20 protein-coding genes and 1 pseudogene are annotated in these 23407 nt (G+C 74.9%); 9 read left to right on the forward strand and 12 right to left on the reverse strand.

The window, feature by feature from the left end:
* Positions 1 to 44 precede the first annotated feature (44 nt).
* Positions 45 to 1337, reverse strand: coding sequence for an MFS transporter (locus tag ABD160_RS23610; RefSeq protein ID WP_344026112.1), 1293 nt, complete (start codon positions 1335 to 1337; stop codon positions 45 to 47).
* Between the two features lie 149 nt (positions 1338 to 1486).
* On the opposite strand from ABD160_RS23610, the gene ABD160_RS23615 reads away from it, so the two are divergent.
* The 3 genes from ABD160_RS23615 to ABD160_RS23625 are packed head-to-tail and all read left to right on the forward strand — an operon-like array spanning position 1487 to position 4131.
* Complete coding sequence (locus tag ABD160_RS23615; protein ID WP_344026114.1) at positions 1487 to 2353, forward strand: alpha/beta fold hydrolase; 867 nt, start codon at positions 1487 to 1489, stop codon at positions 2351 to 2353.
* The gene (locus tag ABD160_RS23620) at positions 2353 to 3102 is read left to right on the forward strand and encodes an enoyl-CoA hydratase/isomerase family protein (RefSeq protein ID WP_344026116.1); all 750 of its coding nucleotides are present in this window, start codon (positions 2353 to 2355) and stop codon (positions 3100 to 3102) included. The genes ABD160_RS23615 and ABD160_RS23620 overlap by 1 nt, the downstream gene beginning before the upstream one ends.
* Before the next feature lie 9 nt (positions 3103 to 3111).
* Positions 3112 to 4131: a glycoside hydrolase family 183 protein gene (locus tag ABD160_RS23625; RefSeq protein WP_344026118.1), complete on the forward strand. Its 1020-nt coding sequence runs from the start codon at positions 3112 to 3114 to the stop codon at positions 4129 to 4131.
* Between the two features lie 3 nt (positions 4132 to 4134).
* On the opposite strand, the gene ABD160_RS23630 is transcribed toward ABD160_RS23625, so the two are convergent.
* The 7 genes and pseudogenes from ABD160_RS23630 to ABD160_RS23660 form a co-directional block, all read right to left on the reverse strand.
* Positions 4135 to 5460, reverse strand: coding sequence for a uracil-xanthine permease family protein (locus tag ABD160_RS23630; protein ID WP_344026120.1), 1326 nt, complete (start codon positions 5458 to 5460; stop codon positions 4135 to 4137).
* A 169-nt stretch (positions 5461 to 5629) separates the two neighbouring features.
* Positions 5630 to 6412, reverse strand: a complete 783-nt coding sequence (locus tag ABD160_RS23635) for an amino acid kinase family protein (protein ID WP_344026122.1) — start codon at positions 6410 to 6412, stop codon at positions 5630 to 5632.
* Positions 6409 to 7236 (reverse strand): amino acid kinase family protein, encoded by an 828-nt coding sequence (locus ABD160_RS23640; RefSeq protein ID WP_344026124.1) that lies wholly within the window; start codon positions 7234 to 7236, stop codon positions 6409 to 6411. The genes ABD160_RS23635 and ABD160_RS23640 overlap by 4 nt, the downstream gene beginning before the upstream one ends.
* Before the next feature lie 73 nt (positions 7237 to 7309).
* Positions 7310 to 8005, reverse strand: a pseudogene (locus tag ABD160_RS23645) (ABC transporter ATP-binding protein); the annotation flags it as partial.
* A 107-nt stretch (positions 8006 to 8112) separates the two neighbouring features.
* The gene (locus ABD160_RS23650) at positions 8113 to 9252 is read right to left on the reverse strand and encodes a FecCD family ABC transporter permease (protein WP_344026128.1); all 1140 of its coding nucleotides are present in this window, start codon (positions 9250 to 9252) and stop codon (positions 8113 to 8115) included.
* Positions 9249 to 10424, reverse strand: a complete 1176-nt coding sequence (locus ABD160_RS23655) for an ABC transporter substrate-binding protein (protein WP_344026130.1) — start codon at positions 10422 to 10424, stop codon at positions 9249 to 9251. Before ABD160_RS23655 ends, ABD160_RS23650 begins: the two co-directional genes overlap by 4 nt.
* 24 nt (positions 10425 to 10448) lie before the next feature.
* Positions 10449 to 11648, reverse strand: coding sequence for a cysteine desulfurase-like protein (locus ABD160_RS23660; RefSeq protein ID WP_344026132.1), 1200 nt, complete (start codon positions 11646 to 11648; stop codon positions 10449 to 10451).
* 80 nt (positions 11649 to 11728) lie between these two features.
* Here ABD160_RS23660 and ABD160_RS23665 point away from each other — a divergent pair, with 80 nt between their 5' ends.
* The gene (locus ABD160_RS23665) at positions 11729 to 12994 is read left to right on the forward strand and encodes a L,D-transpeptidase (RefSeq protein ID WP_344026133.1); all 1266 of its coding nucleotides are present in this window, start codon (positions 11729 to 11731) and stop codon (positions 12992 to 12994) included.
* A gap of 13 nt (positions 12995 to 13007) precedes the next feature.
* Here ABD160_RS23665 and ABD160_RS23670 read toward each other — a convergent pair whose 3' ends face one another.
* From ABD160_RS23670 to ABD160_RS23680, 3 genes are all read right to left on the reverse strand, one after another.
* The gene (locus ABD160_RS23670; RefSeq protein ID WP_344026135.1) at positions 13008 to 14615 is read right to left on the reverse strand and encodes an AMP-binding protein; all 1608 of its coding nucleotides are present in this window, start codon (positions 14613 to 14615) and stop codon (positions 13008 to 13010) included.
* Between the two features lie 82 nt (positions 14616 to 14697).
* On the reverse strand, positions 14698 to 15171 hold the full coding sequence (locus ABD160_RS23675) for a MarR family winged helix-turn-helix transcriptional regulator (RefSeq protein ID WP_344026137.1): 474 nt from the start codon (positions 15169 to 15171) through the stop codon (positions 14698 to 14700).
* Between the two features lie 24 nt (positions 15172 to 15195).
* Positions 15196 to 15963, reverse strand: a complete 768-nt coding sequence (locus ABD160_RS23680; protein ID WP_344026139.1) for an enoyl-CoA hydratase-related protein — start codon at positions 15961 to 15963, stop codon at positions 15196 to 15198.
* Between the two features lie 65 nt (positions 15964 to 16028).
* Here ABD160_RS23680 and ABD160_RS23685 point away from each other — a divergent pair, with 65 nt between their 5' ends.
* The 3 genes from ABD160_RS23685 to ABD160_RS23695 all read left to right on the forward strand — a co-directional run bounded on the left by ABD160_RS23685 (position 16029) and on the right by ABD160_RS23695 (position 19466).
* Positions 16029 to 17180 carry an MBL fold metallo-hydrolase gene (locus tag ABD160_RS23685; RefSeq protein ID WP_344026141.1) on the forward strand — a complete coding sequence of 384 codons (1152 nt, stop codon included), beginning with the start codon at positions 16029 to 16031 and terminating at the stop codon, positions 17178 to 17180.
* Positions 17181 to 17463: 283 nt separating this feature from the next.
* Positions 17464 to 17805, forward strand: a complete 342-nt coding sequence (locus tag ABD160_RS23690) for a histone-like nucleoid-structuring protein Lsr2 (RefSeq protein WP_344026143.1) — start codon at positions 17464 to 17466, stop codon at positions 17803 to 17805.
* Positions 17806 to 17930: 125 nt separating this feature from the next.
* Positions 17931 to 19466, forward strand: a complete 1536-nt coding sequence (locus ABD160_RS23695) for an acyl-CoA synthetase (RefSeq protein ID WP_344026145.1) — start codon at positions 17931 to 17933, stop codon at positions 19464 to 19466.
* On the opposite strand, the gene ABD160_RS23700 is transcribed toward ABD160_RS23695, so the two are convergent.
* Entirely contained in the window at positions 19457 to 20698 is a 1242-nt protein-coding gene (locus tag ABD160_RS23700) for an MFS transporter (protein WP_344026147.1), read from the reverse strand. The two genes, ABD160_RS23695 and ABD160_RS23700, sit on opposite strands and share 10 nt — an antisense overlap.
* Positions 20699 to 20784: 86 nt before the next feature.
* Between ABD160_RS23700 and ABD160_RS23705 the strand changes: the two genes are divergently transcribed.
* Entirely contained in the window at positions 20785 to 21939 is a 1155-nt protein-coding gene (locus tag ABD160_RS23705) for a GTP-binding protein (protein ID WP_344026149.1), read from the forward strand.
* Positions 21940 to 21959: 20 nt separating this feature from the next.
* A complete protein-coding gene (locus ABD160_RS23710; protein ID WP_425563655.1) occupies positions 21960 to 23378 on the forward strand; it encodes a pyridoxal-dependent decarboxylase in 1419 nt (472 codons plus the stop codon).
* Positions 23379 to 23407 lie beyond the last annotated feature (29 nt).

Below are 23407 nucleotides of genomic sequence, written 5' to 3' on the forward strand. Positions count from 1 at the left end.
ACATCGACACGAGAACGCAACATCACCCGCCCCGGAGCAGAGCGTCAGCGCAGGACCGACCCCCGCGTCTCGGGCAGGGTCAGGATCGCGCCGAACGCGATCGCCGCACCGACCGCGACGTAGACGAAGAACAGGGTGGCCAGCCCGGCCTGCTGCAGCGACTGCACGACCAGCGGGGCGGTGCCGCCGAAGACGGCGACGGTCAGGTTGTACCAGGCCCCGATGCCCAGCGCCCGGACCGAGGTCGGGAAGAGCTCGCTCATCACCGCCGGGGCGATCGAGGTCATCATCGTGTACAGCCCGAGGCCGACCGTGAACACGACGAGCATGTTCCAGAACCCGGGCCCGATCAGGAACGACAGCGGCACGATCAGCACCGCCGTGGACGCCGACCAGACCAGCAGCTGCGGCCGGCGCCCGTACCGGTCCGACGCCGCGCCCATCGGGTACTGGAGCAGCACGAAGATCGTGGTCGCGATCGACAGCGCCAGGAACACCTCGGTCGCGTCCGCGCCGCGCGAGGTCGTCGCGAACGGGGTGAGCGCGGAGAAGAAGGTGTAGTAGCAGAGCGTGGACAGCAGGGTGAAGCCGACGAGCTGGGCGACCGCCCGCGGGTGCTCGCGCAGCGTCAGCAGCAGCGGGTTCCGGATCTTCGCCGCGGCCTCCTTGTTGTCCTCGAACTGCTCGGTCTCGGCCATCTGCCTGCGCATCCACATGCCGATCAGGCCGAGCAGCCCGCCGATCAGGAACGGGACCCGCCAGCCCCAGGAGGCGAGCTGCTCGTCGGTCAGCGTCGACGCGAGCAGGAAGCCCATCAGCGACGCGATCAGCACCGCGGTGCCGGTCGAGATGTAGAAGAACGACGAGTAGCGGCCGCGGCGCTCGGCCGGGGCGATCTCGGCCAGGTAGGCCGAGGCGTTCGACACCTCGCCGCCGAGCGACATGCCCTGGGCGATCCGGGCCAGCAGCAACAGCACCGGGGCCAGCCAGCCGACCATCGCGAAGGTCGGCAGCAGCCCGATCACCACCGATCCGCCGGCCATCATCAGGATCGTCACCAGCATCGCCGTCCGGCGGCCGTGCAGGTCGGCGAACCGGCCGAGCAGCATCCCGCCGAGCGGCCGGAAGAAGAACGCGAGCGCGTACGTCGCGAGGGTGGAGATCAGCGCCAGCGCGGCGTTCTCCGGCGGGAAGATCTGGGTCGCGAAGTAGATCGAGAACGTCGCGTAGATCGTCCAGTCGTACCACTCGACGGCGTTCCCGATCGAGGCAGCGACCAGCGTCCGGACGGGGAGCTTGTGACGCGGTGTCGCTGACGTGGCAGGTGTCTGGGACATCGTTCCCCCTGACGGGTCACCCGGCGGTCGACGAACAGTAACCTTGATGTTGCGTTGCGGAAGGCAGCGTTGCGCGCTGCTCCGCTCGCCGCGGCGCGGCGGAGCTGGTACCCCCGGAGGTGGCGAACCGACCCCCGAGGAGCCCCGCGATGCCGCTGTCCGACCCGATCGACGACTTCCGTCTCGCCTACGACCGGCACGGCGAACCGGGCGCACCGCCGGTGCTGCTGCTGCACGGCTGGCCGGGCGACCGGACCGACATGACCGCCGTCGCCGAGCGGCTCGGCGCCGGGCACGACGTCGTCGTCCCGGACCTGCGCGGCTTCGGCGGGTCCGACCGGCACGACCGGGACCCGGCCGAGCACTACGGGGCCGCCGCGCAGGCGCGCAGCGTCGCCGGGCTGCTGACCGAGCTCGGCCTGACCGGCGTCGTGATCGGCGGGTACGACGTCGGCAGCCGGGTCGCCCAGCAGGTCGCCCGGGACCGGCCGGACCTGCTGCGGGCACTCGTCGTCACCCCGCCCGCGCCCGGCGTCGGACGGCGGATCCTCGGCGAGGGCCCGATGCGCGAGTTCTGGTACCAGTCGTTCCACCAGCTCGATCTCGCCCGCGAGCTGGTCGACGGCGAGATCGGCGCCACCCGCTCCTACCTGCGGCACTTCTGGACGCACTGGTCCGGCCCGGACTTCACGCCGGACGACGACCGGCTCGACCACCTGACCGCCGCCTACTCGTCGCCCGGGGCGTTCGTCGCCTCGATCGGCTGGTACCGCGCCGGCGGCGGCGTGGTCGCCCGCTCGCTCGCCGAGACCGCCCCGGACCCGGCCGACCGGATCACCGTGCCCACCACCTTCCTGTGGCCCGGGCACGATCCGCTGTTCCCCCGGGACTGGTCGGACCGGGTGGGCGAGTTCTTCGCCGACGTGCGGGTGGACGGCGTCGACGGCGCGGGACACTTCGTGCCGGTCGAGGCGCCGCAGGTGTTCGCCGACGCGATCGCCGCGGCCGCCCGCTGATGGGCCTGCCGCAGGTCACCGACGACGGCCCGGTCCGGACGATCACCCTGGACCGCCCCGGGCAGGCCAACGCGTTGCTCCCGGCCGACATCGACACGATCGCCGCCGCCGTCCGCGACGCCGGGGAGCGGACCCGGGTGATCGTGCTGACCGGCACCGGCGAGCGCGCGTTCGGCGCCGGGATGCACCTCGACGTCTTCACCGGCGCCGCCCCGGGCGACGGCCGGGCGATCATCACCCGGCTCGCGGACTGCCTGGCGACGGTGCGCCGCTCGCCGGTCCCGACGATCGCCCGGCTCAACGGGGCCTGCGTCGGCGCCGCGTTCGAGCTGGCGCTGGCCTGCGACCTGCGGGTCGCGCACGAGGGGGTGCGGGTCGGGCTGCCGGAGGTGAAGCTGGGCATCCCGTCGGTGGTCGACGCGGCCCTGCTGCCGCACTACCTCGGCGCGGCGCGGGCGCACGAGCTGATCCTGACCGGCGACCTGTACCCGGTCACCGCGCTGCCCGGGCTGGTCAACCGGCTGGTCCCGGCCGGTCCGGATGCGCAGCAGGCGCTGGACGCCGCGGTCGCCGATCTCGCCGCCCGGGTCGGGGCGCCGACCCGCGAGGTCGTCGCGGCGCAGAAGGGCCTGTTCGAGACCTGGCGCAACCACCCGCTCGACGACGCCGTCGCGCTCAGCGTCGACGTGTTCGCCGAGGTCTTCGCGCTGCCGGCGACCCGCGACGCGATCGGCCGGTACCGGTCGTAGGGTCGCGCCATGGCCGTCACCACCAAGATCGCCGACCTGACCGGGCCCGGGCACACCGACCGCTTCGGGATCGGCGGGACCGATCTCGGGATCGTCACGACCGCCCCGGACGGACGGCTGGTCGCCGTGTTCGGCGACACCTTCGAGCGGGCCGGGGTCGGCGGCCCCGGCTGGCGCTCGCCGGTGGTGCTGTTCGCCGACCCGGACGGCGTCCGCTCCGGGCTGCGCTGGACCGGCTCCGGCGGCGACGCCGCCGAGTACGCCTGCCGGCTCGTGAACAAGCCGGCCACGAACTGGTTCCGGCTGCACCGGCGGGTCACCACGATCCTGCCCGCCGACGTCATCACCGTCGGCGACACGATGTACCTGCACGTGATGGCGAACAGGGGCCTGGGCAACGTGCTGTGGAGCGAGATCCTCGCCTCCCGGGACAACGGGGTCAGCTGGGAGCGGACCGGCTGCGAGTGGCCCGGCCGGCACTGCGACGGCCTGTTCCAGCAGCTCACCTGGGAGCACGGCGGTGACGGCCACGTCTACGCCTACACGACCGGCTTCCAGCGCCGGGACGGCCTGCTGCTGCACCGGGTGCCCGCCGACCGGATCACCGACCGCGACGCCTGGGAGCCGTGGGGGTTCGCCGGCGAGCGCTGGGACTGGGGCAACCCGCCGACCCTGACCGTCCCGGGCGCGTTCGGCGAGCTGAACCTGCGCCGGGTGCCCGGCCCGGACGGCCGGGAGCACCTGCTGCTGACCTTCTTCGACGCGGGCCACTACCGGATCGACGCGATGCTGCTGGACCGGCCGAACGCCGACCTGCACGCCGCCCCGCGCACCACGCTGCTGCACGGCTGCGGCTGGGACGACGAGGACCACGCCCGCGGCCGGGTCGCGCAGCTCTACGGCGGCTACGTCGTCCCCGGGTCCACCCTGGACGACCTGCACCTGGTGGTGAGCCAGTGGAACACCACCACGAACTGGCCGTACCGGTCCATGCAGTTCCGCACCGACGCCACCGAGCTGCTCGGCTGAGCGCTACGCCAGGACGGTGTCCGGCCGGCGCGGGCGGCCGGGCAGCACCAGGTTGAGCAGCACGGCGACCACCGCCGCGACCACCACCCCGGACTCCAGCAGCGGCCGCCACTGCCCCGGCAGCAGCGCCAGCAGGTCCGGGACCCCGGCCAGGCCGCGGCCGAGGCCGACCGACAGGGCCACGATCACCAGCGCGCGCTGGTCGATCCCGTCGGTGACCAGCATCTGGATGCCGATCGCGCACACCATCCCGAACAGCAGCACGACGCCGCCGCCGAGCACCGCGGGCGGGGTCGCGCCGATCACCGCGGCGGCCTTCGGCAGCAGCGCCATCGCGACCAGCACGCCCGCCGCGATCGTCACGACGTGCCTGCTCATCTGCCGGGTCAGCGCGATCAGCCCGATGTTCTGGCTGAACATCGTGGTCGGCAGCGCCGAGAAGACCGCGCCGAGCGCGGCGCTGCCGCCCTCGGCGAGGATCCCGCCGCGCAGCTCGCGGCGGGTCGCCGGGCGCTGCGCACCGGCCTGGGTGACGGCGTTGACGGTGCCCACCGAGTCGACCATGTTGACGACGCCGACCACCGCCATCGTGAGGATCGCGATCACGTCGAAGCTCAGCCCGAACGCGAACGGGGTCGGCACCGCCACCCAGCCGGCCGGGCCGACACCGGCCAGGTCGACCATGCCGAACGCGAGCGCCAGCAGGTAGCCGGCGACCAGCGAGACCAGCACCGCGGCCGTCCCCAGCAGGCCGGGCCCCCAGCGGTTCAGCACGACGGCGAGCACCAGCACGAACGCGGCCAGCCCGAGATGGCCCGCGGCGCCGAAGTCGGGCGCGGTCGCCCCGCCGGCGGCCAGGGTGAAGGCCGAGGGCAGCAGGCCGAGCCCGATCACCAGGATGATCGTCCCGGTCACCAGCGGCGGGAACAGCCAGGCGATCCGGTGGATGTTCAGCGCGATCAGCACCTGCACCAGCGCGGTCACCAGCACCGCGCCCCAGACCGCGGCGAGCCCCCGCTCGGCCGCGAGCGGCACGGCCACCGAGATGAACACGAAGCCGGAGCCCATCATGATCGGGAGCCGGCCGCCGACCACCGAGAACCCGATCGTCTGCAGCAGGGTCGCGAGCCCGGCGCACAGCAGCGCGCCCTGCACCAGCAGGGTCCGCTGCTCCGGGGTCGCCTCGACCGCGGTGGCGAGCAGGAACGCCGGGGTCAGGTTGCTGGCGAACATCGCCAGCACGTGCTGCAGGCCGAGCGGCACCGCCTCACGCAGCGGTGGGAACGCCTCGGTGTCGGTCTGTGGCGGCTTCGGTGCGGTGGCGGTCATGGGCTCCCCTCTCCGGAGCCGACGACGTTCCCTGCCTCCGATGACGACGGTGTGACGGCGCGGGATCCGGCCGGGACCGTGTCATCCCCTGCCAACCGGGGCGCCGCAACCTCGTCGCGGCGCCCCTTGACAAGCCCGGACAAGCGCGGACCGGCACGCCGCCGTGGGATCAGGCGGTGATCAGCGCGCCGACCGGCGTGCCGGCCAGCGCGGCGGTGAGGTTCCCCGGCGTGGTGCCGTCGATCACCCGGAACGACCGGACGTGCTTGGTGCGCCGCAGCGTCTGCAGCGCCTCGACGTCGACCGGGGCCGCCCCGGCGGGACCGGCGAGCAGCTCGGCGGCGGTGCGGTCGGCGGCGGGCACGCCGTCGCCGTCGCGCAGGTAGGTCAGCGACGCCGCGCCCCAGGCGTCGGCGAGCAGCAGGGCGCCGGTGTCGGTGCGGTGCGGCGGGATCTTCCCGGTGCTTGCCGGGAACTCGTGCACCCCGAACGGCGGGTAGCCGTTGGTGACGGCGGCGTTGGACGCGGCCAGGTGCACCGGCAGCTGGTGGGCGACGGTGTCGTGGCCGAGGTAGGCGACGCCCCGGTCGGCCAGCAGCGCGGCGACCAGGTGTCCGTTCTGCTCGGCCTCCCGCCCGGCGAGCTCGGCCAGCGCGCCGGTCGGCAGGCCCAGGTCGAGCCCGACGCCGAGTACGTGCCGGGCCCGGATCCCGGCGCCGGTGCAGATCAGCAGCGGATCGCCGTCGAGCGCGGCGCGGATCTCGTCGGCCAGCTGCAGCAGCACGTCCCGGCCGCGGTCGATGATCGACCGCCCGCCGAGGACGAGCACCCGCAGCGCGGGCAGCATCCGGATCACCGGCCGCTGCTGGTCCACCGGGCGGACCCGGTCGCGGTCGAGCAGGGTCTGGCGGGCCAGCGCGGACTCGACGTCCTTCGGGTACGTGCCGCTCATCGCGCACCTCCGGCGGTGATGATCGTGCCGACGTGCTCGCCGGCGAGGGCGCGGGTCAGGTTGCCGGGCACCAGCCCGTTGACGATCTGGATCGACCGGACGTGCCGGGCGCGGCGCAGCAGGTGCAGCACCGGGCGCTCGACGACCAGGTCGGGCAGGTCCCGCTCGATCAGCTCGTCGGCGGTGATCTCCGGGATCAGCGTCGCCGACGGGTCGGTCTTCGGGTTCGCCGTGTACAGCCCGTCCTCGTCCTTGACGAAGATCATGTTCTTGCAGCCGTAGGTCTCGGCGACCAGGTAGCAGCCCGCGTCGGTGCGGTAGGGCGGGATGACGCCCTCGTCCGGCAGCGGCTGCCACATGGCGTACGGCGGCATCCCGGCGAAGATCGCCGCGCGGGACTCCGAGAGGTACAGCGGCAGCGCCTCGAACCCGCCGCCGGAGACCACCGGCACGCCGTGCCGGGCCATCAGGTAGCCGAGCATGGTGGCGTTCTGCCCGGCGACGGCGTTGCCGACCGAGCTGAGCACGCCGGTCGGCAGGCCCAGCTCGGCGGCCAGCGCGTAGGCGTGCCGGGCCCGCGTCCCGCCGCCGGTGCCGATCAGCAGCCGGTGCTCGGCGCGGGCCTGCAGCAGCTCCTCCACCAACGGGAACACCGCGGCGCGGCCGCGGTCGACGAAGCTCTGCCCGCCGACCTTCACCACCGACACGTCGGGCAGCACGGGGGTGTCGGCGGTCCGCTCGGTGGCCGCGGCGAGCTCCGGGTCGTCCAGCGACCGGGTCAGCAGCAGCGCCTCGAGATCGGCCGCGGTCGCGGCGTCAGGCATCGTGGATCTCCTCCGGATCGGGGGACGCTTTCACGACGAACCTAGGCCCGCCCGGCCGCGGCCGCAGCGGCGGTCAGGCCCCGTCGCCGGAACGCAGCCGGAACGTGCCCGAGCCCGGATCGAAGACCAGCTCGTCGGTGTCGAAGGCGGCGCCGACCGCGCCGGAGGCGGCCAGCCCGCCCGGGGTGCCGGTGACGATCCCGCCCGCCCCGTCGAGCAGCCAGGCCCGGTCGGCCAGCCGCAGCGCCAGCTCCAGGTCGTGGGTGGACAGCAGCACGCACAGGTCCTGCTCGCGGGCCAGCCGGCGCAGCAGCCCGAGCAGGGCCACCCGGGCGGCCACGTCGAGGAAGGCGCTCGGCTCGTCGAGCAGCAGCAGCGTCGGCTGCTGGGCCAGCGCCCGCGCGACCATCATCCGCTGCCGCTCCCCGTCCGACAGCCGGGCCAGCGGGCGCCCGGCGAGCGGCCCGGCGCGGACGGCGTCGATCGCGGTGTCCACGGCGGCGTCGTCGGCCGGGCCCAGCACCCCGCCGCCGCCGGTGTGCGGCAGTCGCCCCAGCTCGACGACGTCCCGCCCGGTCAGCAGGCCGGGATCGGGCCGGTCGGTGAGCACCACCCCGACCCGGCGGGCCCGGGCCGGGGCGCGCAGCGCGAGCAGGTCGCCGCCGTCGAGGGCGACCGAGCCGCCCAGCGCGGGCTGCAGCCCGGCCAGCGTGCGCAGCAGGGTGGACTTGCCCGCGCCGTTCGGCCCGAGCAGCACGGTCAGCTCGCCGCGCCCGGCGACGGCGTCGATCCCGGACAGCACCGGCGTGCCGCGGCCGCGGCGCAGCGCCCGCTCGGCCCGGTACCCGACGGTCAGCCCGGCCAGCACCAGCCCGCTCACCAGGCGCCCCCGCCCAGCCGCCGGGAGCGCAGCAGCACCGCGACCACCACCGGCGCCCCGACCAGCGAGGTCACCACGTTCAGCGGGATCACCGTGCCGAACCCGGGCGGGTGCGCGACGATCGCGCAGGCCAGCCCGACCACCGCCCCGGTCAGCGCGGTCGCGGGCACCAGCACCCGGTGCCGCGACGTGCCGACCGCCATCCGGGCCAGGTGCGGCACCGCGATCCCGAGGAAGCCGATCGGCCCGCAGAACGCGGTGACCGTCCCGGCCAGCACGGCCGCGACGACCAGCACGCCCAGCCGCACCCGGCCGACGTCGACGCCCGCGGTGCGCGCGTAGTCGTCGCCGAGCAGCAGGCCGTCCAGCGGTTTGGCGAGCAGCAGCACCCCGAGCAGCCCGGCACCGACGACCGCGGCGAGCACCGGCAGCTCCCCGCGGGCCACCCCGCTGACGCTGCCCAGGCCCCACATCAGGAACTGCTGGGCGGTGTCCGGGTCGGTCCACACCAGCAGCAGGCTGACCACGGCGGTGATCGCCGAGCCGATCATCACGCCGATCACCAGCAGCGCAGTCACCGACCGGGCGAACCGGGACAGCAGCAGCACCAGGCCGAGCACCAGCCCGGCGCCGACCGCGGCCGCCCCGACCATGCCGAGCCGGCCGCCGGGGACCGGCGCCGCGCCGAGCCCGCCGGTGGCGAACGCGGCGGCACCGGCGGCCGCGCCGAGCGTGGTGATCAGCGCGACGCCGAGCGCGGCGCCGGCGCTGACGCCGAGCACGTAGGGCTCGGCGAGCGGGTTGCGGAACAGGGTCTGGGTGAGCAGCCCGGCCGTGCCGAGCGCCGCCCCGGCCAGCGCCGCGGTCACCGCGCGCGGCACCCGCAGGTCGGTGACCAGCAGGTCCAGCCGCGGATCCGGGGAGCCGACGCCGAGCAGCGCGGACAGCGTCCGGGCCGGGCCGATCACCACCGAGCCGGTCGACACGGCGAGCGCGAACAGCAGCAGCGCCCCGGCGGCGAGCAGGCCCAGCACCACGGCGGCGCGGCCGCCGGAGCGCTGCGCGGAGCGGTCCGGTTCGGGTACCGGGGACGGCGTGGCGCCGGCCACCGGGCGCCGGGGCGCGGCACCCGTCATCCGGTGGGCACCTGCCGGTAGTAGACGAACTCGTGACCGGGCAGCAGCTCCGGGTGCAGGATCGCGACCAGGTCGGCGAGGATCTCGTCGGGGTGCAGCACGCCCCGCTCGTAGATCTGGTTGCCGCCGGTCGGGCCGAGGAACCGGTCCCGGGTCCAGACCTGCCCGTCCGGGCCGGCGGCCGCGATCGAGGTCAGCCGGGGATCGGTGGCGGCGATGTCGGCGGTGGTCCGCCACGGGCCGTCGGCGAGCCAGATCCGGGCGTCGCCGTCCTCGGCGAGCACCGACTCCAGGGTCTGCGGCAGCCGCCCGGTGCTCTGCGCCCGCTCCCCCGACCAGGACGCGCCCGCGTCCCGGAACAGGATCCCGGCCGTCGAGTCGCCCGCGGCGACCGGCCAGCTGCCCTGGTAGGGCTGACCGGCGACGATCGGCGTCGGCTCGGCGCCGCGGACCCGGGCGGCGAGCTCGGTGTAGCGCTGCTCGATGCCGTCGAACGCGGCGGCGGCCTCGGCGTCCCGCCCGGTCAGCGCGCCCATCACCTTGATCCACTCGGCCTGCCCGAGCGGGCCGGTCTCCAGGTAGTCGGCCCAGCCGACGGCCGGGATGCCGGCCGCCGCGAGCGCGGGCAGGGCCGGGTCGTCCTCGCCGCCGGTGAGCAGCACCGGCGGGTCCTCGGCGACGACCCGCTCGGCGTCGATCGCGAAGTTCCGGCCGAACTCGACGGCGGCGCCGGACTCGACGTGCGCGCGCACCGCCGGGTCGCTGATCAGGTCGAGCGAGCCGACCCCGGTCAGCCGGTCCAGCACGTCCAGCTCGGTGATCATCGGCAGCTGGGTGGTGGAGTAGGCGAAGATGCCCGCGACCGGGGTGCGCAGCACCGGGGCGTCGGTCAGCTCGGCCGGGAGGACCGGGTCGTCCTGCTCGCAGCCGAGCAGCACCACCGACTGCAGGGCGCCGCCCGGGTAGGGCTGCCGGACGGTCAGCACCCGGTAGCCGTCGCCGCCGGCGATCTCGACGTTGGTGGCGTAGGAGAACGGCACGCCGGTGGTGGGGGCGTCGCCCGCCCCGGGGACGCATCCGGCGGCCTGCTCCGGGGGGACGGTCGGTGCCGAGCACCCGGCGAGCAGCAACAGGGACAGCGACGCGGCGGCGAGCCACCGAAGGCGAATCACCTGAACAGTCTCACATACATCGGGTCAGGCCCCGACGAGCGCGGACAGGGCGTCGAGAAGCCGGTCCACATCGGAGTCGTCGGTGTAGCAGGCCAGCCCGATCCGCAGCGCCCCGGTGTCGCCGAGACCGAGCCGGCGCGAGCACTCCAGCGCGTAGAACGACGAGGCGGGGGCCGCGATCCGGCGCTCGGCCAGGTACCGGTACACCTGCTCCGGCGGGTGGCCGTCGACGGTGACCAGCAGGGTCGGCGTCCGGCACGCGGCCCGCGAGCGCACCGTCACGCCGGGCAGCCCGGCCAGGTGCGCCTCGATCCGCTCCCGCAGCGCCAGCTCGTGCGCGGCGACCGCGGTCATCGACGCCTGCAGCCGGGCCCGCCGGTCCCCGCGGGCGCCGGTGTCGAGGCCGGCCAGGAACTCGACCGCCGCGGTCGTCCCGGCCAGCAGCTCGTAGGGCAGGGTGCCCAGCTCGAACCGCTCCGGCACAGCGTCGGAGGAGGGCAGCAGCTTGGCCGGGTGCAGCGTCTCCAGCAGCGCCGGATCGGCGGCGAGCACCCCGCAGTGCGGGCCGAGGAACTTGTACGGCGAGCAGGCGTAGAGGTCGGCGCCGAGCGCGCGCACGTCCACCGGTTCGTGCGCGGTCAGGTGCACGCCGTCGACCATCAGCAGCGCCCCGGCGGCGTGCACGGCGGCGGCGATCGCCGGCACGTCCGGGCGGGTGCCGACCAGGTTCGACGCGCCGGTCACCGCGACCAGCCGGGTCCGGTCGGACAGCAGCGGGGCGACGTCGTCCAGCTCGGCGGTGTCCGGGTCGAGGTCCAGCCACCGGACGGTCACGCCCGCCGCCTCCGCCGCGATCACCCAGGGCCGGATGTTCGCGTCGTGGTCGAGCCGGGTCACGACGATCTCGTCCCCCGGCGCCCAGGTCGCCGCCAGCGTGCGGGCCAGGTCGAAGGTCAGCGCGGTCATGCTGCGGCCGAACACCACGCCGCGCGGGTCGGTGCCGAGCAGGTCGCCGATCGCGGCCCGGGCACCGTGCACGATCGCGTCCGCGGCGCGCTCGCCGACGGTGATCGTGCCCCGGTTGGCCAGCGGGGAGGTGAGCGCGCCGGCCACCGCACCGGCGACCACGTCGGGCACCTGGGAGCCGCCGGGGCCGTCGAAGTGCGCGATCCCGGCCCGCAGTGCCGGGAACCGGCTGCGGATGGCGGCGACGTCGTAGCTCATGGCACCAGCCTCGCATCCGGTGATCGAACGGTGACGTGTCGGTGACCCCGTGTGGGTGACGCACGGGGGATCATCTCCCCATGTCCAGGTCCTGGGAGCGCTCGCGCGGCCGGCACACACCGCGCCGGCGGCGGTCGCTGCACCGCCGCAGCCTCGCCCTGCTCACCGCGGGGCTGCTGGTGCTGGTCGCCTCGGTCGCCGGCGCCACCGCGGCGGTCGCCGGCGGCGGGTTCGGCGAGTCGATCGCGCGCAACCTGGCCGGGGCGGCGGCGCCGGACCCGCCGCAGCCGCAGGTCCCCGCGTTCGTCACGACCAGCCCCCGGCCGGGCCCGCCGGTCGCCCCGCGCGGCCAGGTGCGGGTCGCGGCGAGCACCGGGCACCTGGAGGGCGTCGCGCTGACCGGCGACGACGGCCCCGTCCCCGGCGTGCTGTCGCCGGACGGCCGCAGCTGGACCGCGTCCGCGCCGCTGGACTTCGGCAGCAGCTACCGCTGGTCGGGCACCTGGGTGCTCGACGACGGCACCCGGCGCCCGCTCGCCGGGGACGCGTTCAGCACGGTCGACCCGGACGACGAGATCGAGGCGCGGCTCAACATCCGCGACGGCGCCGAGGTCGGCATCGCCGCCCCGGTCGCGCTCAGCTTCCCGGCGGACCTGTCCGACGAGGCCAAGGCGGCCGTCACGAAGACCCTCTCGGTGGAGACGTCCACCCCGGTGGAGGGCGCCTGGCGCTGGATGCCCGACGACGCCGACGGCTCCCGCGTGCACTACCGGCCGAAGGAGTACTGGCCCCCGGGCACCCGGGTGCGGGTGCGGGCCGCGCTGCGCGGGCTCGACCTGGGCGACGCCGGCTGGGCCACCGCCGACGTCGACCGGTCGTTCACCATCGGCACCGGCCGGATCGTGAAGGCCGACACCCGCAGCCACCAGATCGCCGTCGTCGAGAACGGCCGCGAGATCGCCCGCTACGACGCCTCCTACGGCCTGGAGTCCGACCCGAACCGGGTCACCCGCTCCGGCGTGCACGTGGTGATGGCCAAGTCGGAGAAGGTCCTGATGACCAACGAGGCGTACGGCTACGTCGACCAGCCGCAGTACTGGGCCGTCCGGATCTCCAACAACGGCGAGTTCATCCACGCCAACCCGGCGTCGGCCTACGCGCAGGGCAACCGCAACGTCAGCCACGGCTGCATCAACCTGTCCACCGCGGACGCGAAGGAGTTCTTCGCGATGGCCACCTTCGGCGACCCGGTGGAGGTCACCGGCAGCTCCGAGCCGCTCACCGCACGGGACGGCCTCTACCACGACTGGACCATCCCGTGGGACGAGTGGCGGTCCGGCTCCTGAGCCCCGCCGCGGGTCAGGAGCCGATCCGGTGCTCCTGGCCGGCCCACGCCGCGTCCCGCAGCACGAACTTCTGGATCTTGCCGGTGGACGTCTTCGGCAGCTCGGTGAAGGTGACCCGCTTCGGCGCCTTGAACCGGGCCAACCGGCCGCGGACGTGCTCGACGATCTCCTCCTCGGTCGCCGTCGCGCCGTCCTGCAGGGTCACGTAGGCGGCCGGCACCTCGCCCCAGCGCTCGTCCGGGATCGCGATCACCGCGACCTCCAGCACCGCCGGATGGTCGGCGATGGCCTGCTCCACCTCCACGCTCGCGATGTTCTCGCCGCCGGAGATGATGACGTCCTTGGAGCGGTCCCGGAGCTCCACGTAGCCGTCCGGGTGCATCACGCCGATGTCACCGGTGCGGAACCAGCCGTCCGGCGCGGCGTCCCGGGTGGCCTGCTCGTCGTCCAGGTAGCCGAGCATGACGTTGTTGCCGCGCAACGCGATCTGCCCGGTGGTCGTGCCGTCGGCCGGCGCGTCCCGGCCGTCGTCGGTGATCACCCGCACGGCCTGCGAGATCAGGTTCCCGACGCCCTGGCGGGCCTTGAGCCGGGCCTGCCGGTCGCCGTCGAGGTCGTTCCACTCCGGTCGCCAATCGCACAGCATCGCCGGGCCGAACGTCTCGGTCAGGCCGTAGAGGTGGGTCACGTCGAAGCCGAGCTCGGCCATCCGGCGCAGGATCGCCGGGCTGGGCGGCGCGCCGCCGGTCGCCACCCGGACCGGGGTCGACACCGGCGCCGCCTCCGGCGCGTAGGCGATCATCGACAGCACCGTCGGCGCGCCGTTGAGGTGCGTGACGCCCTGCTCGCGGACCAGCTCCCAGATCCGCGCCGGCTCCACCTTCGGCAGGCAGACGTGCGTCGCGGCGGCCGCCGTCACCGCCCACGGGAAGCACCAGCCGTTGCAGTGGAACATGGGCAGCGTCCACAGGTGCACCGACGACGGCGTCAGCCCGGTGTGTCCGACCATCGCCAGTGCCTGCAGGTAGGCGCCCCGGTGGTGGTACATCACGCCCTTGGGGTGCCCGGTCGTCCCGGACGTGTAGTTGATCGACAGCAGCGACCGCTCGTCGTCCGGGGTGACGGCGGTGGGCTCGCCCCAGCTGATCAGCCGCTCGTAGTCGTCGCCGACCCGCACCACCTGCGGCGGCTCGTCGAGCCCGGCCAGCGCCTCGGCGACGAGCTCGTCGAACACCGGATCGTGCACCAGCACCGAGGCCCGCGAGTGGCGCAGGATGTAGCCGACCTCGCCCGCCGAGAGCCGGGTGTTGACCGCGACCAGCGGGGCGCCCGACCACGGCACGCCGTAGGTGGCCTCCAGCGCGACGTGCGTGTTCGGCGCCAGCACCGCCACCGGGCGGCCGCCGTGGATCGCGGCGAGCCCGCCGGCCAGCTTGCGGCACCGCTCGTGCAGCTCGGCGTAGCTGAACCGCAGGTCCCCGTCGACGACGGCGATCCGGTCGCCGTGCGCGGCCGCGGCCCGGTCCAGGAACGACGTCGGGGTGAGCGGTTCGAACGACAGCCCGGTGAGATCGGCGGGGACACCGGCGGGATGGGGGATGCTGACGGCGCTGTCGTTCATGCCAGCACCTTCTCCCGCGGATGACGGGGTGCGCAATCGGCCGGTCGTCGCGTCCCCGTGTCACGCACCGGGCGCCCGGGGATCAGCCGGAGCCGGCGCCCATCGCGGCCCGGTGCTCGCGGACCAGGTCGGTCATCGCGACCAGGAACCGGGCGACGGCGTCGAGCTCGGCGTCGTCGAAGTCGGCCAGCAGCGCGTCCATCCGGCTGCCCAGCGGCCCGAAGAACGCGGCGCCGATCCCGGCCGCGTCACCGGACTGCCGCAGGGTGATCCGGCGCCGGTCCGCCGACTCCCGCCCGCGCCGCACGTGACCGGCGCGTTCGAGCCGGTCGACGAGCGCGGTGGTGGCCCCGGTGGACAGGCCCAGCCGGGCGCTCAGCACGCCCGGCGTCAGCGGGTCGCCCGCCGAGTCGGCCCGCATGATCGCGAGCAGCGCGTGCAGGTCGGTGGGGTGCAGCCGGTGCCGGCCGGCGAACACCTGGCCGAGCAGCCCGGACTCGCCCGCGTAGTCCTGCAGCAGTGCGACCAGCTCGTCGCGTCGGGCCCGGGCCGCCATGCGGGGGAGCCTATCCGGCGCCGGTCAGCGGCCGGTCCAGCGCGGCGGCCGCTTCTCCAGGAACGCGGCGATCCCCTCGGCCCGGTCCTCGGACCGTTCGATCGCGGCCGTCGCGACGTCGGTCGCCGACCAGCCGCGCGCGTCCGGCTCCGACACGACCCGTTCCAGCGCGCGCAGGGTCACCGACACGGCGAGCGGCGAGTTCTCGCAGACCTGCCCGGCCAGCTCCAGCGCCGCCGCCTCCGCCGTGCCCGGCTCGACCAGCTCGTTGACCAGGCCGAGATCGTGCGCCCGCCGCGCGTCGATCGGCCGCCCGGTGACCAGCAGCTGCTTGGCGACGTTCAGCGGGAGCGGGCGCGGCGTGCGGAACAGCGCCCCGCAGTTCGCGACCAGCCCGCGGGCGACCTCGGGCAGCCCGAAGCGGGCCCCGGTGCCGGCCACCACCATGTCGCAGGCCAGCACGATCTCGAACCCGCCGCCGTACGCGACGCCCTCGACGGCGGCGATCAGCGGCCGCCGCCGGTCCCGCCGGACGACGCCGTAGTTCCCGCCGCGCGGGGTCGGCCCGCCCGAGCCCGCGGCCAGGTCGGTCCCGGCGCAGAACGCCGTGGCGTCCCCGCTGAGCACCCCGCACCAGAGGTCCGGGTCGTCGTCGAGCTCGTTGAGCGCGTCGTCGAGCGCCGCCGTCATCGCCGCGTCCACCGCGTTGCGCTTGCCCGCCCGGGTCATCCGGACCAGCAGCACGTGCCCGTGCCGCTCCGTCCGCACCCGCGGTTCCGTCACGTCCGTCACGTCCGGCAGCGTAGGCGCGGGCGGGCCCCGGGCGTCGCGGCCGCGGTGTTCGTACTGTGGTGATCGTGTCCCGCAACTCCCACCACTCCCGCACCGCCACCGCCCGGGCGCTGACCACGGCGACCGCCCTGACCGCTCCCCTGCTGGCCCTGGCCGGGCTGGGCCTGCACGTGCGGCGGAACATGGGCGCCTCCCGCGCGCAGCTGCGCCGGGTCACCGGCCGATCGCCGAACGCGGTCGACGGGATCTTCGCCAACACCGAGCCGGGCCTGCCGCGGGCGAAGGCGTCGCTCCGGATGCTGCTCAACATGATGCGCAGCCGGACCACCGAGGGCGTGCCGCCGGGCCCGGTGCCGCTCTCCCCGCTGGAACAGGTCGCCGAGCCGGCCGGGCTCGCGGTCACCTGGCTGGGGCACGCCTGCGTGCTGCTGGAGATCGACGGGGCGCGGGTGCTCGTCGATCCGGTGTGGTCGGAGTACGCCACCCCGGTCCCCCGGCTGGGCCCGCGCCGGATGCACCCACCGGTCGCCCCGCTCTCCGCGCTCGGCGAGCTCGACCTGGTGCTGCTCACCCACGACCACTACGACCACCTGGACCGGCCGACGGTGCTCCGGCTGGCCCGCGACACCCGGGCGGTGTTCGTCGGCCCGCTCGGCGTCGGCGCGCACCTGCGCGCCTGGGGGATCCCCGGGCACCGGGTCGTCGAGCGCGACTGGGACGACGTGGTGCAGGTCCGCGGCCTGACCCTGACCTGCCTGGAGACCCGGCACTTCTCCGGCCGCGGGATCCGCCGCAACACCACGCTGTGGGCGGCCTGGAAGGTGGCCGGCCCGGAGCACTCGGTCTATCTCGGCGGGGACACCGGGCCGAGCCGGGTGCACGCCCGCACCGGGGCCGGGCACGGCCCGTTCGATCTCACCGTGCTGCCGATCGGCGCCTACGCCGATCTGTGGCCGGACGTGCACGCCGATCCGGAGCAGGCCGTCGCCGCGCATCGCGACCTGCGCGGGCGGGTGCTGCTCCCGATCCACTGGGCGACCTTCAACCTGGGCTTCCACCCGTGGGACGAGCCCGCCGAGCGGGCCCGCAAGGCGGCCGCCGCGCAGGACGTGCTGCTGGCGCTGCCGCAGCCGGGGCGGCGGATCGACCTGTCCGGGCCGGCCGGTACGCTGCGCGACACGGTCCCGACCGAGCCGTGGTGGCCGACGCCGCGCTGATCGGGGCCGTCCGGGGCAGGCCTCCCGGACCCCTCCGGCACCCCCGGCGCCTGCACCTTTCCGCCGATTCCACCTCACCCGGACGCCGTATCCACACTTCGGCCGGTAACAACTCCGGTGCTTTTCCGCGAGGGGTTCGACAGGGCACATCGGCATCCCTTACTGTTCTGCTCGGAAAACGCTTCACCGCGGTTCCGGGGGTTCCCGGCGGGATACCGACTCGCACCAGCGGTGACGATTCATCCGCTCGGATGCCCGAGATTCCCCCGGAAGGAATGACGACGTGGCGCAGCAGACGACGATCACGCTGATCGACGACATCGACGGCTCCGAGGCCGACGAGCAGGTGGAGTTCGCCGTCGACGGCCGCGCCTACGAGATCGACCTGTCCGCCGCGAATGCGGAGCGACTGCGCGAATCGCTCGCCCCCTTCGTCGCCGCCGCGCGCCGCGCGGGCGGTCGCCGGAGCTCGGCGCCCGCGGCGTCGTCGTCGAACGGATCCAGTGCGTCCGAACGCGCCGCGAACCGGGCCGTGCGCGAATGGGCGATCGCCCAGGGGATGAAGATCTCGGAGCGCGGGCGTATCCCGTCGTCGGTTCTGCAGGCGTATCAGAACGCGCACTGACCGCTTCCGCGGGCCACCGGCCCGCGGCGCCGGAATCGGCGCGTGCCGGCCCGGGGGCGGCCGGATGGCAGGATCGGCGGCGGAGAGTCCGCGCGACACCGCGCGACCGACGACGAGAGGCCCCGATGTTCCCTGGCACGCACGCCGCGACCACTCCCGACAAGCCGGCCGTGATCATGGGTGGATCGGGCGCGACACTCACCTTCGCCGAGCTGGAGGAGGGTTCGGCCCGGCTCGCGAACTACTTCCGTGCGGCGGGCCTGCGGGAGGGCGACGTCGTCGCGCTGATCTCGGACAACACCCCGCGGCTGTACGAGGTCTACTGGGCCGCGCAGCGGTCCGGGCTCTACGTGACCGCGGTCAACCATCACCTGTCCGCCCCGGAGACCGCCTACATCGTGCGGGACTGCGGGGCGAAGGCGCTGATCGTGTCGGCCGGGGTGGCCGGTCTGGCCGCCGCGGTCGAGGACCACGTCGAGGTGCCGGTCCGGCTCGCGTTCGGCGGTGAGATCCCGGGCGCCACCGGTTACGCGGACTACGACGCCGAGCTGGCCGGGGTGTCCGCGGAGCCGCCGGCCGAGCAGCCGCGCGGCGCCGACATGCTGTACTCCTCCGGCACCACCGGGCGCCCGAAGGGGATCAAGCCCGCGCTGCCGGGCCGCCGGGTCGACGAGCCCGGCGACACCTACCAGGCGCTGTTCGGGCCGATGTACGGGTTCGACACCGACACCGTCTACCTCTCCCCCGCGCCGCTCTACCACGCCGCGCCGCTGCGGTTCTCGGCCACCGTGCAGGCGCTGGGCGGGACCGTCGTGGTGATGGAGCGCTTCGATCCGGAGCAGGCGCTGGCGCTGGTCGAGCGGTACTCGGTGACCCACTCGCAGTGGGTGCCGACGATGTTCGTGCGGATGCTGAAGCTGCCCGAGCAGGTCCGCTCGGCGTACGACCTGTCGTCGCTGCGGGTGGCGATCCACGCCGCCGCGCCGTGCCCGGTCGAGGTCAAGCAGGCGATGATCGACTGGTGGGGCCCGGTGCTGCACGAGTACTACGCCGCCACCGAGGCCATCGGGATCACCTTCATCGACTCGGCCCAGTGGCTGGCCCGGCCCGGCTCGGTCGGCCGGGCCGGCCTGGGCACCATCCGGATCTGCGACGACGAGGGCACCGAGCTCGGGCCGGGCGAGGTCGGCACGGTCTACTTCGAGCGGGACGTCCGGCCGTTCGAGTATCACAACGACCCGGGCCGGACGCTCGCCGCGCAGCATCCCGAGCACGAGAACTGGACGACGACCGGCGACCTGGGCTTCCTCGACGACGACGGGTTCCTGTTCCTCACCGACCGCAAGGCGTTCACGATCATCTCCGGCGGGGTGAACATCTACCCGCAGGAGGTCGAGGACGCCCTGGCGCTGCACCCGAAGGTGCTCGACGTCGCGGTCATCGGGGTGCCCGACGAGGAGATGGGCGAGCAGGTCAAGGCCGTCGTCCAGGCGTCCGACGGGATCGGGACCGGACCCGAGCTGGAGCGCGAGCTGATCGAGTTCGTGCGCGGCCGGATCGCCCACTACAAGGCGCCGGCGTCGGTCGACTTCACCGACTTCCTGCCGCGCACGCCGACCGGCAAGCTGGTCAAGCGGGAGCTGCGCGACCGCTACGTCTGAGCGCCGGGCGGCCGGCGCCGCGGGTAACGGCCGCGGGCCAGCGCCGCGACGATCCCCAGCGGCACCGACACCACCAGCGCGGCGAGGAACAGCGCGGGGAACCGGCCGGCGTCGGCGAGCGGGGCGCCCAGCGCGGTCCCGGCCGAGCTGCCCAGGAACAGGGCGGTGGCGAACAGCGCGACCGCGGTCGCCCGTGCCTGCGGGACGACGTCGGTCGCCCAGGTCTGCAGGGTGGAGTGCAGGAACGCCCAGCATCCGCCGAGCATCAGGCCGGCCACGGCGACCGTCACCGGGTGCACCAGGAGCATCGGGCCGATCCAGGCCGCCGCCAGGAAGCCGCCGCCGATCCCGGCGAGCGCGGGGGCCGGGACCCGGCCGACCAGCCGTCGCACCACCCGGGAGAACAGCAGGGCGCCGACGCCGTAGCCGCCCGCGGCGATCCCGGCGAGCGCGGCCGTGCTGCCGCCCGCCTGCAGGGCGGGCGCCAGGTAGGTGAGCACGCCCAGGACGACGGCGCCCTCGACGAAGGCGAGCGCCAGCACGACCAGCGCCCACCGGTTGCCGAGCACCGTGCCGACCGGACGCAGGATCGTCCACCAGCGCCGGTCGCCCGGCTCACCGGTGCCCGCGCCGGCGGCCGGACCGGGCTCGGCCGGGACCGGTTCGGGCAGGGCGCGCAGCGCGACCAGCAGCACGGCGGCGGCGGTGGCGGTCGTCGCGAACACCGCGCGCCAGCCGGCGAGATCGGCGAGCAGCCCGGCGCCCGCGGTGGCCAGCGCCGTTCCGACCGCGGTCGCGGCGAGCAGGTCGGACAGCGGGCGCTGCCGGACGGCGGCCGGCCAGGAGTCGCCGACGTAGACCAGGGTGGCCGGGATCAGCGCCGCGGTGCACGCCCCGGTGAGCACCCGGGCGACGACCAGCACGGCCGGCGTCGGGGCCAGCACCGACGCGATCCCGCCGAGGACGGCACCGACCAGCGCGATCCGCATCACCCGGACCCGCCCGATCCGGTCCGACAACACCCCCCACACCACCTGCATGAGCCCGTAGGCGAGGAAGTAGCCGCCCGCCGCTCCGGCGGCCGCGGCGAGCGGGATGCCGAACGACACCGCGATCGGCACCAGCAGCGGCGCGATCGCGAACCGGTCGCAGGTGCTGGTCAGGGCGGCGAGCTGCAGCAGCCGCAACCGCCGGGGACCGTCGGCGACCGCGTCGGCGGATGGGGTGCTCACCTCTGCACCCTGCCCCGCGCCCCCGCCGCCCGCCGCACCGGGCCCGCGGCGCCCACCGCTAAATGAATGTCGTTATCATTAGAGCCATGGCCGATCAGCGCGTCCCCGTCACGATCCTGTCCGGCTTCCTGGGCGCCGGGAAGACGACCCTGCTCGACCGGCTGCTGGCCGGCCGGGACGGGCGCCGGATCGCCGTCGTCGTCAACGACATGAGCGAGGTCAACATCGACGCGGCGCTGGTGGCCGGCCAGGGCACGCTGCACCGCACCGAGGAACGGCTGGTCGAGCTCACCAACGGCTGCATCTGCTGCACGCTGCGCGAGGACCTGCTGACCACGGTCGGCGAGCTGGCCGCCGAGCGCCGCTACGACCACATCGTCGTCGAGTCGACCGGGATCTCCGAGCCGATGCCGGTCGCCGCGACCTTCGAGTGGGAGTTCGACGACGGCACCGCGCTGTCCGACGTCGCCCGGCTCGACACGATGGTCACCGTCGTCGACGCCGCCACCTTCGAGACCCATCTGACCAGCGAGGACTCGCTGCTCGACCGCGGCCTGCAGGCGGCCGAGGGCGACGAGCGGACGCTGTCGGACCTGCTCGCCGACCAGGTCGAGTTCGCCGACCTGCTGGTGCTCAACAAGACCGACCTGGTGCCGCCGCACCGGCTGGGCCGGATCGAGTCGCTGCTGCGCCGGATGAACCCGGGCGCCCGGGTCCTGCGGGCCGTGCGCGGCGCGGTGCCCGTCGCCGAGCTGCTCGACACCCGCCGCTACGACCCGGGTGCCGCCGCCCGCACACCGGGCTGGGCCCAGGAGCTCGCCGGCCCGCACACCCCGGAGGCCCGTGAGACCCCTGAGTACGGCATCGCCTCGGTGACCTGGCGGTCCGGCAGGCCGTTCCACCCGGCCCGGCTGCTGGACGCGCTCGGCGACTGGCCCGGCCTGCTGCGCAGCAAGGGCTTCTGCTGGATCGCGACCCGGCCGGACGTCGCCGGGCTGTGGTCGCAGGCCGGGCCGAACATGGCACTCGATCCGTCCGCCCCCTGGTCGTCGTTCGACGGGCCGCGCGGGCAGGAGCTCGTGTTCATCGGTCTCGGCCTGACCCGCGCCGACGTCACCGGACGGCTCGATCCGGCCCTGCTCACCGACGACGAGCTGCTCGCCGGCCCGCGGGCCTGGCGGGAGATGCCCGATCCGCTGCCCGAATGGGACCTCACGGCGCTGCACGTGCACCCCGGGTAGCGTCCCGCTGCGTGCCCGACCTGACCCCGGACGAGTTCCGCGCCCTCGGCCACCTGTTCGTCGACGCGGTCGCCGACTCCCGGGCCGGGATCGAGCGGCATCCGGTGCGCGACGTCGTGGCCCCCGGCACGGTCCGGGCCCGCTTCCCGCGCGAGGCCGCCGAGGCGCCCGCCCCGCTGGCCGGGTTCCCCTCGCTGGTCGAGTCCGTCACCGGCGACGCCGACACCCGCTGGCAGCATCCCGGGTTCCACGCCTACTTCCCGGCGAACGCCTCGCTGACCTCGCTGCTCGGCGACCTGCTCAGCGGCGGCGCGGGGGTGCAGGGCATGCTCTGGTCGACCTCGCCCGCCTGCACCGAGGTGGAGCAGGCGATCACCGACCAGCTCGCCAGGGCGCTCGGGCTGCCGGAGACCTTCACCCACGACGGCGGGGGCGGCGGCTCGATCCAGGACTCGGCGTCGTCCGCCGCGCTGGTCGCGCTCACCGCCGCCCTGCACCGCGCCGCACCCGATCCGGAGACGGGCTGGCGGGCCCGCGGGGTGACCGGCCGGGAACGCGTCTACGTCTCCCCCGAGACGCACTCCTCGCTGGCGAAGGCGGTCCGGGTGGCCGGCCTCGGCGCGACCGGGCTGCGCACCGTGCCCTGCGCGCCCGGCACCGGCGCGCTGGACCCGGCCGCGCTGGCCGCGACGATCCGCGCCGACGTCGACGAGGGCCTGGTCCCGGTACTGGTCTGCGCCACCGTCGGGACCACCTCGACCGGATCGAGCGACCCGGTCGGCGAGGTCGTCGCCGTCGCCGCCGCACACGGCGCCTGGGTGCACGTGGACGCCGCCTGGGCCGGCGTCGCGGCGCTGTGCCCCGAGCACCGCTGGGTGCTCGACGGCGTGGCCGGCGCCGACTCGTTCTGCACCGACGCGCACAAGTGGCTGCTCACCGCGTTCGACGCGTCGCTGCTCTGGGTGCGCGACGCCGGTGCCCTGCCCGCCGCGCTCTCGATCACCCCGGCCTACCTGCGGGACTCCGCGTCGGACTCCGGTGCGGTGGTCGACTTCCGGGACTGGCAGGTCCCGCTGGGGCGCCGGTTCCGCGCCCTGAAGCTGTGGGCGGTGCTGCACGGCCAGGGGCTGTCCGGGCTGCGCGAGCACCTGCGCGGGCACGTCGCGCTGGCCGCGGAGCTCGCCCACCGGGTCCGCGGGCACGACGACCTGGAGCTGGCCTGCGAGCCGGTGCTGTCGCTGGTCTGCCTGCGGGTCGCCGGCGACCGGGACGGCACGGCGACCGCGGCGCTGCTCGGCCGGGTCAACGCCGACGGCCGGGTGTTCCTCTCCGGCACCGAGCTCGACGGCCGGCAGGTGATCCGGGTGGCGTTCGGCGCCGTCGGCACCACCTCGGTGCATCTCGACGTGCTCTGGGAGATCCTCACCGGGAGTACCTGACCGCCCGGTAACCAGGTGGTTGCGAAGGT

Source organism: Pseudonocardia kongjuensis, assembly GCF_039526905.1.
GTDB classification, from domain to species: Bacteria; Actinomycetota; Actinomycetes; order Mycobacteriales; family Pseudonocardiaceae; genus Pseudonocardia; species Pseudonocardia kongjuensis.

Bases quoted from the DNA above. Each gene is read 5' to 3' on its own strand.
- ABD160_RS23660 (WP_344026132.1), bottom strand. From the start codon at position 11,648: ATGAGCTACGACGTCGCCGCCATCCGCAGCCGGTTCCCGGCACTGCGG.
- ABD160_RS23610 (WP_344026112.1), bottom strand. From the start codon at position 1,337: ATGTCCCAGACACCTGCCACGTCAGCGACACCGCGTCACAAGCTCCCC.
- ABD160_RS23630 (WP_344026120.1), bottom strand. From the start codon at position 5,460: ATGACCGCCACCGCACCGAAGCCGCCACAGACCGACACCGAGGCGTTC.
- ABD160_RS23670 (WP_344026135.1), bottom strand. From the start codon at position 14,615: ATGAACGACAGCGCCGTCAGCATCCCCCATCCCGCCGGTGTCCCCGCC.
- ABD160_RS23615 (WP_344026114.1), top strand. From the start codon at position 1,487: ATGCCGCTGTCCGACCCGATCGACGACTTCCGTCTCGCCTACGACCGG.
- ABD160_RS23705 (WP_344026149.1), top strand. From the start codon at position 20,785: ATGGCCGATCAGCGCGTCCCCGTCACGATCCTGTCCGGCTTCCTGGGC.
- ABD160_RS23675 (WP_344026137.1), bottom strand. From the start codon at position 15,171: ATGGCGGCCCGGGCCCGACGCGACGAGCTGGTCGCACTGCTGCAGGAC.
- ABD160_RS23695 (WP_344026145.1), top strand. From the start codon at position 17,931: ATGTTCCCTGGCACGCACGCCGCGACCACTCCCGACAAGCCGGCCGTG.
- ABD160_RS23620 (WP_344026116.1), top strand. From the start codon at position 2,353: ATGGGCCTGCCGCAGGTCACCGACGACGGCCCGGTCCGGACGATCACC.
- ABD160_RS23635 (WP_344026122.1), bottom strand. From the start codon at position 6,412: ATGAGCGGCACGTACCCGAAGGACGTCGAGTCCGCGCTGGCCCGCCAG.
- ABD160_RS23640 (WP_344026124.1), bottom strand. From the start codon at position 7,236: ATGCCTGACGCCGCGACCGCGGCCGATCTCGAGGCGCTGCTGCTGACC.
- ABD160_RS23625 (WP_344026118.1), top strand. From the start codon at position 3,112: ATGGCCGTCACCACCAAGATCGCCGACCTGACCGGGCCCGGGCACACC.
- ABD160_RS23665 (WP_344026133.1), top strand. From the start codon at position 11,729: ATGTCCAGGTCCTGGGAGCGCTCGCGCGGCCGGCACACACCGCGCCGG.
- ABD160_RS23650 (WP_344026128.1), bottom strand. From the start codon at position 9,252: ATGACGGGTGCCGCGCCCCGGCGCCCGGTGGCCGGCGCCACGCCGTCC.